The sequence below is a fragment of the uncultured Algimonas sp. genome (assembly GCF_947498175.1).
GTDB lineage: Bacteria > Pseudomonadota > Alphaproteobacteria > Caulobacterales > Maricaulaceae > Litorimonas.
The window spans coordinates 160,375-175,972 of record NZ_CANMJB010000001.1 but is presented as its reverse complement, the minus strand read 5'-3'; the positions used below and the strand labels follow the sequence as shown (position 1 = coordinate 175,972).

The 15,598-nt window shown below is 65.9% G+C and carries 11 protein-coding genes; 5 read left to right on the top strand and 6 right to left on the bottom strand.

All coding sequences use genetic code 11. The features are described from left to right. The first annotated feature begins 22 nt into the window (after positions 1-22). The 3 genes from Q0718_RS00825 to Q0718_RS00815 all read left to right on the top strand — a co-directional run bounded on the left by Q0718_RS00825 (position 23) and on the right by Q0718_RS00815 (position 5,315). Positions 23-2,971: an Rne/Rng family ribonuclease gene (locus Q0718_RS00825; RefSeq protein ID WP_298912025.1), complete on the top strand. Its 2,949-nt coding sequence runs from the start codon at positions 23-25 to the stop codon at positions 2,969-2,971. 92 nt (positions 2,972-3,063) lie between these two features. After that, positions 3,064-4,515: a M48 family metalloprotease gene (locus Q0718_RS00820; protein ID WP_298912022.1), complete on the top strand. Its 1,452-nt coding sequence runs from the start codon at positions 3,064-3,066 to the stop codon at positions 4,513-4,515. Positions 4,516-4,574: 59 nt separating this feature from the next. Continuing rightward, complete coding sequence (locus Q0718_RS00815) at positions 4,575-5,315, top strand: DsbA family protein (protein ID WP_298912019.1); 741 nt, start codon at positions 4,575-4,577, stop codon at positions 5,313-5,315. Here the strand turns inward: Q0718_RS00815 and glk are convergent. From glk to Q0718_RS00790, 5 genes are all read right to left on the bottom strand, one after another. Then, entirely contained in the window at positions 5,312-6,274 is a 963-nt protein-coding gene (gene glk / locus Q0718_RS00810; protein WP_298912016.1) for a glucokinase, read from the bottom strand. The two genes, Q0718_RS00815 and glk, sit on opposite strands and share 4 nt — an antisense overlap. Beyond that, a complete protein-coding gene (gene edd, locus Q0718_RS00805) occupies positions 6,271-8,121 on the bottom strand; it encodes a phosphogluconate dehydratase (protein ID WP_298912010.1) in 1,851 nt (616 codons plus the stop codon). Before edd ends, glk begins: the two co-directional genes overlap by 4 nt. Continuing rightward, positions 8,118-8,834, bottom strand: a complete 717-nt coding sequence (pgl, locus tag Q0718_RS00800; protein ID WP_298912007.1) for a 6-phosphogluconolactonase — start codon at positions 8,832-8,834, stop codon at positions 8,118-8,120. Before pgl ends, edd begins: the two co-directional genes overlap by 4 nt. After that, positions 8,831-10,348 (bottom strand): glucose-6-phosphate dehydrogenase, encoded by a 1,518-nt coding sequence (zwf, locus tag Q0718_RS00795; protein ID WP_298912004.1) that lies wholly within the window; start codon positions 10,346-10,348, stop codon positions 8,831-8,833. Before zwf ends, pgl begins: the two co-directional genes overlap by 4 nt. A 94-nt stretch (positions 10,349-10,442) precedes the next feature. After that, positions 10,443-11,447: a LacI family DNA-binding transcriptional regulator gene (locus Q0718_RS00790; RefSeq protein ID WP_298912001.1), complete on the bottom strand. Its 1,005-nt coding sequence runs from the start codon at positions 11,445-11,447 to the stop codon at positions 10,443-10,445. 76 nt (positions 11,448-11,523) lie between these two features. Here Q0718_RS00790 and eda point away from each other — a divergent pair, with 76 nt between their 5' ends. Beyond that, complete coding sequence (gene eda, locus Q0718_RS00785) at positions 11,524-12,126, top strand: bifunctional 4-hydroxy-2-oxoglutarate aldolase/2-dehydro-3-deoxy-phosphogluconate aldolase (RefSeq protein WP_298911998.1); 603 nt, start codon at positions 11,524-11,526, stop codon at positions 12,124-12,126. Positions 12,127-12,198: 72 nt separating this feature from the next. Then, complete coding sequence (gene alr / locus Q0718_RS00780; RefSeq protein ID WP_298911994.1) at positions 12,199-13,434, top strand: alanine racemase; 1,236 nt, start codon at positions 12,199-12,201, stop codon at positions 13,432-13,434. On the opposite strand, the gene Q0718_RS00775 is transcribed toward alr, so the two are convergent. Further along, the gene (locus Q0718_RS00775) at positions 13,413-15,554 is read right to left on the bottom strand and encodes a penicillin acylase family protein (RefSeq protein WP_298911991.1); all 2,142 of its coding nucleotides are present in this window, start codon (positions 15,552-15,554) and stop codon (positions 13,413-13,415) included. The two genes, alr and Q0718_RS00775, sit on opposite strands and share 22 nt — an antisense overlap. Positions 15,555-15,598: the final 44 nt, after the last annotated feature.

Genomic DNA, 15,598 nt, shown 5'->3' with positions numbered 1-15,598 from the left:
TTACGGGCCACAGGAGACCCACATGACGAAACGTATGCTGATCGACGCCGCCCACCCCGAAGAAACCCGGGTGGTCATCGTCGACGGGACCCGCGTCGAAGAACTTGATTTCGAAAGCCGCAACAAGCGCCAGCTGCGCGGCAACGTCTATCTCGCAAAAGTCACGCGCGTCGAGCCGTCGCTCCAGGCGGCGTTCATCGAATATGGCGGCAACCGCCACGGCTTCCTCGCCTTTTCCGAGATCCACCCCGACTATTACCAGATCCCTTACGAGGACAAACTCGCGCTGCAACAGGAAGTCGAGGCCGAACTCGCAGCCGAGGAGGACGACGAGAACGAAACGGTCGAAGAGGACGAGAACCTAGATCCGGACGAGGACGATACGTCAGACGAGAACGACGCCGAGGTCGCCGACGAGCAGGTGAAGGTCGCCTCGCGCCGCCGCCGCTCCAAGTCCAAGCGCCGCTACAAGATCCAGGAAGTCATCAAGCGCGGCCAGATCCTGCTGGTCCAGGCCGTCAAGGAAGAACGCGGCAACAAAGGCGCGGCGATGACGACCTATCTGTCGCTCGCCGGGCGCTATTGCGTGCTGATGCCCAACACGCCGCGCGGCGGCGGCATTTCGCGCAAGATCGCCAACGGCTCGGACCGCAAGCGTCTGAAGACCATCATGAGCGACCTCGAGGTGCCGCAAGGCATGGGCGTGATCGTGCGCACGGCGGGCGCCAAGCGCACCAAGGCCGAGATCACGCGAGACTATAGCTATCTCTCACGCCTCTGGGACGAGATCCGCGACACGACGCTGAAATCCGTCGCGCCCGCCTTGATCCACGAGGAAGGCAATCTGGTGAAGCGGTCGATCCGCGACCTCTACAACAAGGACATCGAAGAAGTCCTCGTCCAGGGCGAGGAGGCCTACAAGACGGCCAAGGCCTTCATCAAGATGCTCATGCCGAGCCACGCCAAATTCGTGAAGAAGTATGACGATTCGATCCCGCTTTTCCTGCGCTACGATGTCGAACGCCAGATCGAGAACGGCCTGGACGCGACCGTCAAGCTGAAGTCCGGCGGCTATCTGGTCATCCACCCGACCGAAGCGCTCGTCTCCGTGGACGTGAACTCGGGAAAATCGACCAAGGAACGCAATGTCGAGCGCACCGCGCTGAAGACCAATCTCGAAGCGGCCGAAGAGCTAGCCCGTCAAATGCGCCTGCGCGACCTGGCCGGTCTGATCGTGGTCGACTTCATCGACATGGACGAACGCAAGAACAACTCCGCCGTCGAACGCAAGATGAAAGACTCGCTCAGCCGCGACCGCGCGCGCATCCAGACGTCGCGCATCAGCCAGTTCGGACTGATGGAAATCAGCCGTCAGCGCCGCCGCCGCTCCCTGCTCGAAGGCTCGACCGCCGTCTGCAAGCATTGCGACGGGGTGGGCCGCAAACGCACGGTCGAATCGTCCGCGCTGGCTGCCATTCGCGCGGTCGAGGAATTCGCGATCCGTGGCAGGGCGAAGAAGATCCGCCTGAAATGTCCGCCCGATGTCGCGCTCTATCTGCTGAACGAGAAGCGCGACCTGCTGACGAAGGTCGACGAGAATGCGGACGTCTTCACCGTCGTCGAACATGACGACGCGCTGATCCGCCCGGACTTCACGATCGAAGTGTCGGAGAAGCGCAGCGACGGCCGCAAGGATCCGCTCGTCCAGATCGAGAAGGATCTGCGCGAGGAGAGCAAGCAGGCTGCGAAGAACCGGAAACGCGCCATGGCCGTTCAGGACGAGGATGAGGACGACACCGAGGTGGAGGCGACCGAGGACAGGACCGAAGACGACGACGCCAAGCCGCGCCGTCGCCGCGGCCGTCGCGGCGGCCGCAACCGCAAGCGTCAGAGTGCGGACCCGTCCGGATCCGACGCCGAAGCGGCGTCGGAAGAGACCGGATCGGCTTCCTCCGACGATGAGACGGAGTCCGCCAAGCCCAAGCGCCGCCGTCGCCGCGGCCCGAAGAAGGACGCCCAGGAGCGGACGGAAGACAGCGCGGTCGAGACGGATGATCGGTCAGACACTCAGTCTGGCGATCGATCTGATAACCAGGCTGGCGAAGACACCCCCAAACCGAAACGTCGCCGCAGCAGCTCCCGCCGCAAGGCGCCGTCCCGGTCCGGCGGCAATGCCGAACCCGTCGAGGACGCCGCCGCCGTCCCGTCCGAAGACGAGGCAGAGGCGCCCAAGCGCCGTCGCAGGGCGCCGTCCCGTGCGTCGGACGACACTGCGGACGACACTGCGGATGAGGCCAAGCCTGCCCGCCGCCGCCGCGCGCCTTCGAAGCCCAAAGCCGAGGACACGTCCGAAGCGGAGGATGCATCGAAGCCGAAACGCCGCCGCGCTGCACCGAAGCGCGACGCCGGAACGTCGGCCGACACGGAGGATAAGCCCAAACGTCGCCGCGCGCCCAAAAAGGACGACGCCGACGCACCGGAAGCGGATGCGAAACCCGCCCGTCGTCGCCGGGCTCCCGCCAAAGGGGCGGCCAAGGAAGCGAGTAAGGCCGCGTCCGGCAATGACGCGCCGAAGGCGAAACCCGTCCGCAAGCGAAAGGCCCCCAGCCAGGCGAAGGCCGAGGATGGCCAACCGGCCAAGCCAGCCCGCAAGAAAGCGGCGCCTAAGAAGCCTGCCACCCAGAAGCCCGTCACCGAGAAGGCCGAAGCGTCCGAGGATGAAGCCCCGGCAAAACCGGCGGCACGGCGCAAACCCGCCAAGGCGGGTGACGCGGACGAAAAACCGGCGCGCCGCCGCCGGGCTCCCGCTCGCAAATCGGCGCCTGCGGCCAAAACCGAATCGGACACCAAGGCCGAACCGGCTCCGGCCGCCGAGCGCCCGGCCGAGGCGGAACCCGCCGAAGCCCGTCGCCGCAAGGCGCCGCCCCGGCGCAAACGCGGTCTGATTGACCGCTTGATGGGCAAGGACTAGCCGCGTCGGCGATGCTTTCGCGCAGGGGTCACACTGAATCGTGACCCCTGCGTAACTTGATTCCGGCCTCTCGCAGGTGGAAGAAGCCCGTAATGATCCGTTCACGTGTCATCATAACAGCTTTGCTGCGCCTGCTCGGCGGCTTCGCCGTGGCGGCCATGCTGTTCGCGCAGAGCCAGGCGCAGAGCTTGCTGCGCGATACGGAGATCGAGGAAACGCTGCGCGAATTCACCGATCCGCTGCTGCGCGCCGGTGGGCTGAACCCGGCGTCCGTCGATATCTATATCGTCAACGATCCGGAACTGAATGCCTTCGTCACACGCGGGCAGAACATCTTCCTGCATAGCGGGCTGATCATGCGGGCGGAGACGCCCAATGAGCTCAAGGGCGTCATCGCCCATGAAGCCGGGCACATCGTCGGCGGCCACATCGTGCGGTCCGATTACGGCAACCGGTCCGCTTACGGCGCCATGCTGCTCGCAGCCGGGGTCGGACTGGCTGCCATCCTCGCGGGTGAAGGCGGCGCGGGCGCGGCCATTCTCGGCGGAGCGACGCAGTTCGGCGCGGTCGAAGCCTTGGCCCATTCCCGCGTCGACGAATCGGCCGCCGACCAATATGCCATCCAGTTTCTCGAAATGACGGGCCAATCCGGCCAGGGGCTGATCGACTTCTTCGACAATTACCGCGCCCAGGAAGTGCTGTCGCAAGCCCGTCGTTACGAATATTTCCGCTCCCACCCTCTGTCGGCCGACCGGATCGACAAGATGCGCGAACGCGTGGCCGAGAGCGAATATGCCGATGCGGTCGATCCGCCGGAGGATCTCCACCGGCACGAAATGATGAAAGCCAAGTTGCGCGGTTTCCTCGATGCGCCGCAACTGGTCTTCAACCGCTATCCGCTCGACGACATGACGCAACCCGCCCGCTATGCCCGCGCCGTCGCCCACTTCCGCGCCGCCGATCTGCGCAATGCGATCCGCGAGGTCGACACGCTCATCGACGATGAGCCGGACAATCCCTACTTCCATGAACTCAAGGCACAGATCCTGCACGAATCCGGTCAACGCGAACTGGCGCTGCCGCCTGCCGAGCGGGCGCTGGCACTCAAACCCGACGCCATGTTGTTGAAGGTCGCTCTGGCGCGGTCATTGTTCGAAACGCGCGATCCCGAGAAAGTCGAGCGATCCGTCGAGCTGCTCAAGTCCGCCCTGCGTCAGGAGCCGTCCTATTCCTATGCCTGGTATCTCCTGTCGCTGGCTTACGCGGAACAGGATGAAGACGGACTGGCCAAGTATGCATCGGCCGAACGCTTCTATGCGATCGGAGAGCTCGATCAGGCCTACTCTTTCGCCGGACGCGCCAAGGAAGATCTGGAAGAAGGCATTCCGCAATGGCGCCGCGCGGCCGACATCGTCGTCGTCGCCGAAGCGCAACTCGACAAGCGCCGCCGCGACCAGCGCCGCGGCAAACCGTTCGGCCTGTCCGTGACGTCCGGTCAGGACGACCCGCACGAACACGTCAGGACGCGGCCCGTTTGGCCATAGCCAAACCCCATGCAGGCGACTAAGTCCGACCCGACCTTCGACCCTTTCCGGATATGTCCATGATACGCCTTCTCCGCACCGCTGCCGCCCTCTCGGTCCTCGGCCTCGCCGCCTGCGCGCAAGCCGATCCGGGCCAGATGTCCAAGAGCGACGTGGAAGAGATCGTTCGCGCCTATCTGCTGGAAAACCCCGAAGTCATCCGGGAGGCCCTGATCGAACTGGACCGCAAGGACAGCCAGGCCGAGCTGCAGGACAGCGTGGATGCGATCGCGGAGCTTTCGGACCAGATCTTCCGCGACCCGCGCGACTATTCCATCGGCCCCAAAGACGCCAAGGTGCAGCTGGTCGAGTTCTTCGACTATAATTGCGGCTTCTGCAAACGCTCGACGGATTGGGTCGAAGCAACCATCGAAAAGCATCCCGACGATGTGCGCGTCGTGTTCAAGGAATTGCCCGTGCTGACAGGCCGCGACGGCACGTCCCACATGGCCGCGCGCGCGGCGCTCGCGGCGGCGCGCCAGGGCAAATACCGCCAGATGCATTTCGCGATGATGGGTGAGCGCGCGCTCAACCGAAAGCGTGTTCTCGACCTCGCCAAGACCATGGGTCTGGATACGGAACAATTGGAACGCGACATGAAGGATCCGGCCATCGACCGCCAGATCGCGGACAATCTCGCGCTCGGACAGCGCATCCCGGCTCTGACGGGTACGCCGTTCTTCATCGTCAACGACGAATTCGTGTCCGGCGCGGACATGGCGAAGATGACCGAGCTGCTGGACGCCGCGCTGGAGGGCTAGGGCGAAGCCGGCCTGACCGACCTGAGCGCCGCGCCGTATAGCGGCGCATAGGACGCAACGATGCGGCGGACGGGCATGTCGGCGAGATATCCGGATCCGGCGCCACGCTCGCGGAAGCGCGCGGTGAAGTCCGACTCGGCGAAGAACGGCGCGACATGGCGTGTCACGCCTCCGGCCAGGGTGACGCTGCCCGCGCCCAGCATCAAGGCGGCATTGCCCGCATATGTGCCGAGCATGCCGCAGAACAGATCGACGCTTTGCCGGGCGACCGATGCCGGATCGGACAAGGCGATCAGCACGACTTCCTCCTCGTTCGACAGATCCAGCGCGTTGCCAGTCGCGTCGCAAAGCGCGCGATAGACGCGGTGCAGGCCCGATCCGGACAGCAATGTCTCCGCCGACACGAAATCCTGCCGCTCCAGCCAATAGCGCCACACCGCTATTTCCAGATCGCCGATCGGCGACAGGGCGGCATGTCCGCCTTCGGTCGCCAGAACGCGCGGCGGGTCGTCCGGCAGGATGGAAGCCAGACCCAGGCCTGTCCCAGGCCCAAGCACGGCGACCGGTGTGGCCGGGTCCGGCACGCTGCCCTCCACGACCGTTTCGAACGCCGTATCCGCCATGATGGACACACCATAGGCCATGGCGACGAAATCGTTCATCAGAACGGCGTCGCGCAGTCCGAACGCACCGCGCAATCCGCTTTCGGATACCGTCCAATCCACGTTGGTCATGCGGATCGTGTCGCCGGTTTTCGGCCCGGCGAATGCGAAGGCCGCCCGGTCCGGCGCGCTGCCCGTATTGGATAGGTAGAGGCGCGCGGCGTCGTCGAAAGCCGGAAACTCGCGCACCGGAAAGATGTCCGGATCGTGCAGATGGATCGTTCCGTCGGCCATCGTCTCGGCCAGAGCGAAGCGCACATTCGTGCCCCCGACATCGCCGACGAGGACGCGGCTCATGCCGGCACCGCCGCATTGCCGAACATGTTCCCAAGTGTCGATGCGCCGCTTTCCGCATCGGTCGCGATAGACCGTTGCGGCGCGAACATGTTCATGCCGAGCGCCGACAGGTTGCCGCGCATCGGCGCCGATGCGGGGTCACGGCGCGACAGGTCCGCATCCAGCACCTCGACCGTCCCGGCCGCCGCATCGACCCGGACCGTGTCGCCCGTCACGACACGCGACAGGGGCCCGCCGAGCAGCGCTTCCGGATGCATGTGGATCGCCGCCGGGATCTTGCCGGACGCTCCCGACATGCGGCCGTCCGTGACCAGCGCGACGCGGAAGCCCTTGTCCTGCTGCAGACCCAGTACGGGTGTCAGCTTGTGCAACTCCGGCATGCCGTTGGCGCGCGGTCCCTGGAACCGCAGCACCGCCACGAAATCGCGTTCCAGCTCGCCTGCCTGGTGCAGGGCGATCAGATCGTCCTGATCGTCGATCACGATGGCGGGGGCTTCGACCTGCCAGTTCTCGCGCGCCACGGAGGAGACCTTCATAACGCCGCGTCCGAGATTGCCGGTCATCAGCGCCAGCCCGCCATCGGCCCGGAACGGCTCGGAAACGCAGGCCAGTATGTCTGGCACGAGACTGGTTCCGGGTCCGTCCCTGTAGCCGACCTCGAGCGTGCTCTCATCCATCAGGACCGGCTCCTTCGCGTATTCCAACAGGCCCTCACCGCCAGCCACGGTCGTGACATCGGGGTGAAGCAGCCCCTCGCCCAGCAATTCACCGACCAGATAGGCCATGCCGCCGGCTGCGTGAAAGTGATTCACATCCGCCGCACCGTTGGGATAAATGCGGCAGATCAGCGGCACGATGCGCGAAATCTCGGCATAATCGTTCCAATCGATCAACAGGCCCGCGCTTCGCGCAATGGCGGATAGGTGGATCGTCAGATTGGTCGATCCGCCCGTCGCCATCAGGCCGACCAGCCCGTTGACGATGGCGCGGACGTCGATCACCTCGCAGGCCGGTGTGAAGTCTTCGGCCATGTTCGTGATCGCGACGGCGCGGGCGACGGTGCGCGCCGTCATCGCGTCACGCAGCGGCGTGTTGGGATGGATGAACGAACTGCCGGGCAGCTGCATGCCCATGATTTCCATCAGCATCTGGTTGGTGTTGGCCGTGCCGTAGAAGGTGCAGGTGCCCGGCGAATGATAGCTGGCGGCTTCGGCAGCAAGGAGCGTGTCGCGACCGACCTCTCCGGCGGCGAATTGCTGGCGCACCTTTGCTTTTTCCGGGTTGGGAATGCCCGACGGCATCGGTCCGGCCGGTGCGAAGATATGCGGCAGGTAGCCGTAACGCAGCGCCGCGATCAGCAGGCCCGGCACGATCTTGTCGCAGACGCCGAGATGGATCGCCGCGTCGAAACAATCGTGCGACAACGCCACGGCCGTGCTTTGCGCGATCACGTCGCGCGAAAACAGCGACAGCTCCATTCCGTCGCGGCCTTGCGTGACCCCGTCGCACATGGCGGGCACGCCGCCCGCGACCTGCGCCGTCGCCCCGGCCTTGCGCGCGGCCCGTTTGATGACGTCCGGAAAACGGCCGAATGGCTGATGCGCCGACAGCATGTCGTTATAGGCCGTGACTATGCCGAGATTGGGCCAACTCGCCCCGAGCAATTCGGTCTTTTCCAGCACCGGGCACGCCGCAGCCGCATGGGCGAGATTGCCCTCGGACAGAAGGCGCCGCCGCGGGCCGGGCCGCATATTGGCGCGGCAGGCGTCGAGATAGGCGGCACGGGTCTTCGCCGAGCGCGCAGCGATCCGGTCCGTCACGGCCTGCAGGGCGTCATGGACGGTCATGCGATCTCCAGCGCGAACACGGTCAGCCGGTCGCCGAGCGACAGCAGCGCCTTGACCGGGGCGTCCCTGACATCGAGGTCGGCCGCGGCGCGGAAGACATCAAGCTTTTCCCAACTGCTGAGCAGCAGAACCGTATGGCGCGCCGCCGCGACCGCCGCGAATGTCAGCGTCATGCGCTGCGTGATTTCCCCGGCCCCTTCGCACCCGCGGGCATCGACTGCTGCCACGCGAGCGTCGCCATCGGCATCCAGAGCCGCGTCCAGACCCATGGACCGCGGAAACCAGGAGGCCGTGTGCCCGTCCAGCCCCATGCCCATGACGCAAATGTCGAAGGGTTGCGCCAGCAAGGCCAGAGCTTGCTCTGCAGCCTCCAGCCCCTCCGCCGCGCGCTCGTGACCGTTATGGAGCGGAACGAACAAGGCGCGGTCTGCCGGGCTGTCCTCGAAACAGTTTTGCACGAAATCCGCGTTGGACGCCGGATGGCCGCGCGGCACCCACCGTTCATCCACCAGTCCCACGCCGACGCCGTCCCACGCCAGCGGCTCCTGCGCCAGGCGGCGATAGACCGGCTCCGGACTGGACCCGCCGGACAGCATGAGGCTGGCCCGCCCGCGCGCGTCCAGCGCTTTGGCGAGGGTTCCCGACAGATGCGCCGTAGCCGCATGAACGAGATCATCCAGATCACTGAAGTATCTAAGGAAAGCCTCAGTCATGACGCATCCGCCCAATGATCGCCGTGCTGCTCCAGCATGAAGCGAGCCGCGTCCGGCCCGTCCTCTCCGGCCGGGTAGAGGCTCAGCCGCTGCTGCGTCTCGGCCCAGGCGTCGATGATGCCGTCCACCCAGTGCCAGGCGGCCTCGACTTCGTCGCGGCGCATGAAAAGCGACAGGTTGCCGCGCACCACATCCATTAGCAGACGTTCATAGGCATCCGGATAGCGCACGGCGAAATTGTCGGCATAGGACAGGTTCAGCGGCAGGGTCTTCAACCGCAACCCCCCGGCGCCCGGCTCCTTGATTTCCATCCACAGCGTGACCGCCTCGTCGGGTTGCAGGCGGATGACGAGCTTGTTGGCGTCCAGATTGGTTTCGCCCGGAAAGATGGAATGGGGCACCGGGCGGAACTGGATCACGATCTCGGAACGCCGCGTCGCCATGCGCTTGCCGGAACGCATGTAGATCGGCACGCCGGCCCAACGCCAGTTCTCGATCTCCGTCCGGATGGCGACGAAGCTTTCCGTACCGGACTCGACCGTGTCGGCATCGGCCAGATAGTCGTCGACCGGAACGCCGTCGATGCGGCCTTTCGTGTATTGCGCGCGCACCGTCGTCTCCGCCACGTTTGCAGCCGTCACGGGTCGCAGCGCTCTCAATACCTTGATCTTCTCGGTGCGCAGATCGTCCGCATCGATGGAAGCCGGCGGCTCCATAGTCGTCAGGCACAGCAGCTGCAGCAGATGGTTCTGGACCATGTCGCGCAGGGCCCCAGACGCGTCGTAATAGGCGCCGCGGCCGTTCACGCCCAGCGTTTCGGCGACCGTGATCTCGATGTGCTCGATGGCGCGGCTGTTCCACAGCGGTTCCAGCAGAATGTTGCCGAACCGCAGCACCATCAGGTTCTGCACCGTCTCCTTTCCCAGATAGTGATCGATCCGGTAGATGCGGTTTTCGTCGAAAACCCGGCCGACCCCGGCATTGATCGCGTCCGCGGAGGCGAAGTCCCGGCCGAGCGGTTTTTCCAGCACGACCCGGCTTTCCGCATGTGCCAACCCGGCCTTGTCGAGCCCTTCCGCGATCCGGACATAGAGCTTGGGCGGCATGGCGAGGTAGAAGATGCGGATCAGGTCCGACTTCGGGCCGAGCGTTTCATCCAGACGCGCCCAGTCGTCGCCGTCCGACATGACGTCCAGGGCGACATAGTCGAGCATTTCGGCGAACGCCTCGAAACAATCGGGCTTCCAGTTCTCCGCGTCCTCGAATTCGGCGTAGGCGTCGCGCACCAGGGCGACGAACGCCTCGCGGGTCAATTCGGTTCGCGACACACCGATAATGCGCGAATTGTCGGGGATCTGGCCGTCGCAATAGCGGTGATAGAGCGAAGGCAGCAGTTTGCGGCGGGCCAGATCTCCGGTTGCGCCGAAGACCACGATCTCGAACGGGTCGACGGGAACGAATGTCGAGGACCCTTCATGTTCGTCGGACTGCTGAGGGTCGCGTTCCGGCATCATGACCTCGTGACGTATAGACGGATTGGCGGCTGGACGGGGATGCGCCTGGCCACGAATATGAAAGCTCTTGACAGCGCTGTCAACACGAAACCCCTCATGTTGGCGCCGGCCCAGTCGAGCCGCGGACGGCCAGATCGAATCCAAAGGCGTCCGCATCGGATCCATCGCCGACGGGCCGGGCGATCAGCCGCATGGCGGCCGCGGCACCCATGTCCCGGATCGGCTGTGCAATGGTCGTCAGCCCGGGGCGGATCATGCGGGCGATCGGCGTGTCGTCGAAACCGCCGACAGACAGGTCGTCCGGTATGGCAAACCCCGCTTCTGTGGCTGCGGCCATGACGCCGGCCGCCATGTCGTCATTCGTGGCGAAGATAGCGGTCGGGCGGTCGCCTCCTTGCGACAGTAGTGTTCGGCCTGCGCGGACTCCGCTGTCGAAGGTGAAATCGCCTTGCGCCATCCGGACCGCCGGGACCGCCAATCCGGCCTCCGTCATGGCGCGCACGAAACCCTCGCGGCGGCGAGACGATGCGGGATGGGAATCCGGGCCGGCGACGAACCCGATGGCGCCATGGCCATGATCGATCAGGTGGCAGGTCATGCGGTGAGCGGCCTCGGCATCGTCCATGTGCACCGTCGGAACGGATCCGATCGGGCTGGATGCGATCGCGACATGCGGGAGGCCGACATCCGCCAATGCCGCGAGCAGGCTGTCAGACGCCGACAGAGGCGGCGAGACGATCACGCCGTCCACGCCGAGACGGCGCAGGGTCAGCGCTACGTCGGGCGCTTCCGCCGCGGCTTGCGTCATCGGCTCAAGGACGAGGCGGTAGCCCTTGCGGCGGCAAGCCGCGACCGCGCCGCCCTGCAGGCCTGCAATGTAGCTCGGATTGGGATTGTCGTAGATCAGCGCGAGCATGTAGGACCGCGATCCGGCCAGCCCGCGCGCCGCAAGATTGGGCGCATATTGCAGCTCGCCCGCCGCTTTGACGACTTTCGCGCGCGTTGCTTCGGCCACGTTCGGTTCGTCGTTCAGCACGCGTGAAACGGTCTTTATCGACACGCCGGCCTGGCGGGCGACATCGGTGATGGTCGTCTTCATGACAGGTTGATGCAGCCGCGTTGACAGCGGTGTCAAGCCTGACTACCGCCGCATCATGTCCCTGCATGACGTCGATATGTTGAAACGCTCCCAGCTCGTCCCGGTCGTCGCCCTCGGCGATCCCGACGACGCCGTCCCCCTGGCGAAAGCCCTGATGCAAGGCGGGATCGAGGTCATCGAACTGACCTTGCGGACGCCGAATGCGTTCGATGGGATCGAAATGCTGAAACGGGCGGACACCGGCATCGTGCTGGGTGTCGGCACGGTCGTCGATACGGACCAGGTCGAACGCTGCGCGGATATCGGGGTGGATTTCATCGTCACGCCCGGCACGACGCCGCGCCTGGCCGATGCGATGGCCGCGGCGAACGTTCCGGCCATTCCCGGCATCAGCACGGTCGGCGAAGCCGTGGCGATGCTGGAGCGGGGCTACGAACTGGTCAAATTCTTCCCGGCCGAAGCGTCGGGCGGGGTTTCGGCCCTGAAAGCCATTGGCGGGCCGTTGCCGCAACTTTCCTTCATGCCGACGGGCGGGATCGGGCGCGGCGATGTCCGGCGCTATCTCGACTTGCCGAACGTTGTCTGCGTGGGCGGATCGTGGGTCGCGGACAAGGCGTCGCTGGCCGACAGGGACTGGGATGCGATCACGCGCAACGCCGAGGCGGCCACCTCGCTGTAGCGGCCCTTCCCTCACCCCCGTCGCCTGTCACTCGTCTTGCAATCGCCGCCCCGCCTCTCTAGGCGCGCGGCGATGGACCTGCCCGCCTACTCCACCCGCCCGACCTTGCGTGTCGATCTCGCGCGGGTGAAAGCCAATTATGAGGCGTTGAAGGCGTTGACGCCGCGCGCCAAGGTCGCGGCCGCCGTCAAGGCGGATGCCTACGGGCTAGGCGCGGACAGTGTCGGCCGGGCGCTCTACGGGTCGGGATGCCGCATCTTCTTCGTGGCGACGGCGGGCGAAGGCAAAAGGCTGCGCGACGCCATCGGCCCGAATGCGGCCATCTACGTGTTGAACGGCCCGGCCCCGCGCGACAAGGGCGCCTTGCTGGGCGCGAAGTTGAAACCGGTGATCAATTCCATCGATCAAGCCCGCTATTGGGCCGACATCAGCCGTCAGGTCAACGAACCGCCCTACACGGCCATCCACATCGATACCGGCATGAACCGTCTGGGCCTGACGGCGGACGGCGTGCGGGACTTGTCGCGCGACACCGCGCTGTGGAAGGCGCTGAACCCGGAATGGGTGATGAGCCACCTCGCCTGTGCCTCGATCACGGATCACCCGCTGAACGCCGAACAGCTCGGGCGGTTCAAGGCCGCAGCCGCGAGCCTGCCGCCCACACCGCTCAGCCTCGCCAACACGGCCGGGATCTATCTCGGCAGAAGCTATCATTTCCAATTGGTCCGGCCCGGCATCGGGCTCTACGCCGCGCAGGCGACGGATCGGCCGGATCGGGAGGTCACGCAGACGGCCGTCAAGCTGCTCGCGCCGATCCTGCAGATCCGCGATGTCGCCGCCGGCGAAAGCCTCGGCTACAATTCCACGCATACGGCCGCCCGCGACATGCGGGTCGCCACGGTCGGCGCGGGCTATGCGGACGGCGTTCCGGTCAGCGCGTCGAATGCGGGTCATGCCGTCCTGCACGACCAGCCCGTGCCCATCGTCGGCCGGGTATCGATGGACCTGACCTTGCTCGACGTGACCGACGTGCATCTGCCCATGAACGTCGGCGGCGTGGTGGAGCTGCTCGGCGAACGGCTCGAAGCGTTGGCCGAAGAAGCCGGAACGATCAATTACGAACTGCTGGTCCGGATCGGCCAACGGCCGCGCCGCGATTACTGGAAGCCCAGACAGGGCTCTGCCAGACAGGGCTCTGACAAGCCCGGCGCCCCTGCGAACCGGTCCAAACCGCCGCAAAAACCGCGCGGCGGCGGACCGTCCGCGCGCCGCGGGCCGAAGCGGCCTCAGCGCTCGCCCGGCCGGTAATCCTCGACGGCGCTGGCCAGCACCGCCTCCTGGCTCATCGCCAGCGTCCTGTATTCGCCCTTGGAAAACATCTCGACCTGGTCGTCGTAATGCGGCGAGGTCTCGTCCACCGTCGCCGCGCCGTATTGCAGGATGCTTTCGGCCCGCAGCGTGCCGTCCGGCGCCCAATCCGCCACCATGATGTGCGTGTCCCCGGCGAGGGCGTTCAGATAGCCCTGCGTCGCCAGCCCGTCCTCGTCCGAATAGATGGCGCGCAGCACGTCGGGCGCGCCGTCCAGCGGCCAGTTCTCCTCGCCGCGCACGATCCGGTTCACCTCGCCCCATTCTGGATCGATGCGCCCGAAGACCGCCTCCAGCTCCGACGCCACCTCCAGAAGGGTGTCGAGCGACGCGTCGGCTTCGTCCATGTACTCGCGGCCCAAAGTGCGCACCCCGGTGATGACCGCCAGCGCCGCCCCGCGCGAGGGTGTGTCGGCATGGCCGTCCCAGTTGCGCAACACGTCCTGGGCGGCGCGCACGTCCGCCTCGTCGCTGGGCAGGGACACCAGTTCGACGACGAGCTGCATCAGCAGGGACTCCGGATCGTACCGCGTGTCGGACCGGTAGCGCATCAAGTCTTCGCGCGTGATCGACGCGTCCGGCCGGAACAGCGCGACGGCCCGGCGCGACCGGTTGGTGATGCGGTCCTCGATCCCCATCGTCGTGGAGAAGTCCGCGCGCGCATTCTCGCAGGCTTCGTCCGTCACCATGAAGGGCGTGGCATTGGCGGAGAACAGCCAGCCGCACTCCGGGTTCCAATGCTGCGGCAGGTCGGAGACGGCGTGGAATTCCCGCCAGATCAGGCGCGAATCGTCGCCCGGCAGAATGGACTGCCAGTCCGGCCCGGCGATCCGGTCCGGCACGCGGCCATTGTAGATCGTGCCGATATTGCCGTCGCGGTCGCCATAGACGATGTTGAAGGACAGGACGCCATTGATATCAAGCGCCTCGCGCCATTCGTTCACGTCGCGCGCCTTGCCCATCCGGTACCATTGCTCGATGGCGCGCGTCTCGCCCATTCCGGCGAACCGCAGCGCGTAGTGTCCGCTCGGCGTGGACAGGACGGGGCCGTGTTCGGACCAGAGCGCGTCGCGCGTGACCGGCAGGGAAAACGGCCCCCACAGCTTGACCCGGAACTCCGCCTCGCCCCGGTCGAAGTCGCGCCACTCGCCGTCCAGCCGGTAGGCCTGCGGATCGTCTTCGTCGTCCACGTCGAGCTTGTAGATATCGACCAGGTCGGGCCGGTTGACCGTGTGCGTCCAGGCCGTGTTCGGCGTGATGCCCTGCGGCACGATCGGAAGTCCGGGAAACGTGCCCCCGAAGATGTTCAACCCCTCCTCGCTCATCAGGTGGATTTCGTACCAGGCATAGCGGCCATTCATGGGCTGGTGCGAATTGACGATCAGGCGGGTATGGCCGTCGGCGCTGCGCGACGGGGCCACGGCGAACCCGTTGGAGCCGCGCACCGCGTCCGGCAGGTCGAGGCGAGCCGTTCTGCCCCAGGGCGAGACCTGCGGCGCGTCGGTTTCGCTGAAGAGCGGTTCCAAATGGCCGTCGAGCAGGTAGAAGAACGGGGTCAGCCACATGACGGCGGCGTGGATGTCGGCTTCGGTCACCGGCAGCAGGCCCGGCGTGACGCGCTCAGGATGCTCCGCCCCGAACAGGTTCAGCCCGGCGGCATAGGCCCGGACGATGGCGCGCACGTCGTCGGGGACGGGGAAATCCTCCGCCGCGACCGCCTGTTCGACCCGGAACAGATCGTAGAGATAGTCCGCCGGGGCGTCGCCCTGCCCGCGATACTGCGCCGCCATGCCGCGCCCGGCCATGATGGTCTCTTCCATGATCTCCCACGCATCCTCGGCATGGGCGTAGGCGAAGCCGAAATGAGCGTCCGCATCGGTCCGGCCCATTACGTGGGCGACGCCGAATTCGTCCCGCACGATGCGCGCGTCATAGGGTTGGGCCGCAGCCCGCGCCGCGTCCGGATCGAAGGACCGGTCCACCGGCGTCCACAGATAGACGGCCGCGCCGACGAGCACGATCGCGACCAACCCCGCCAGGGAAAACAGAATTTTCTTCATGATCCGGCTTTTGCGCGAAACTTTCGTGACGGCAAGACAACATT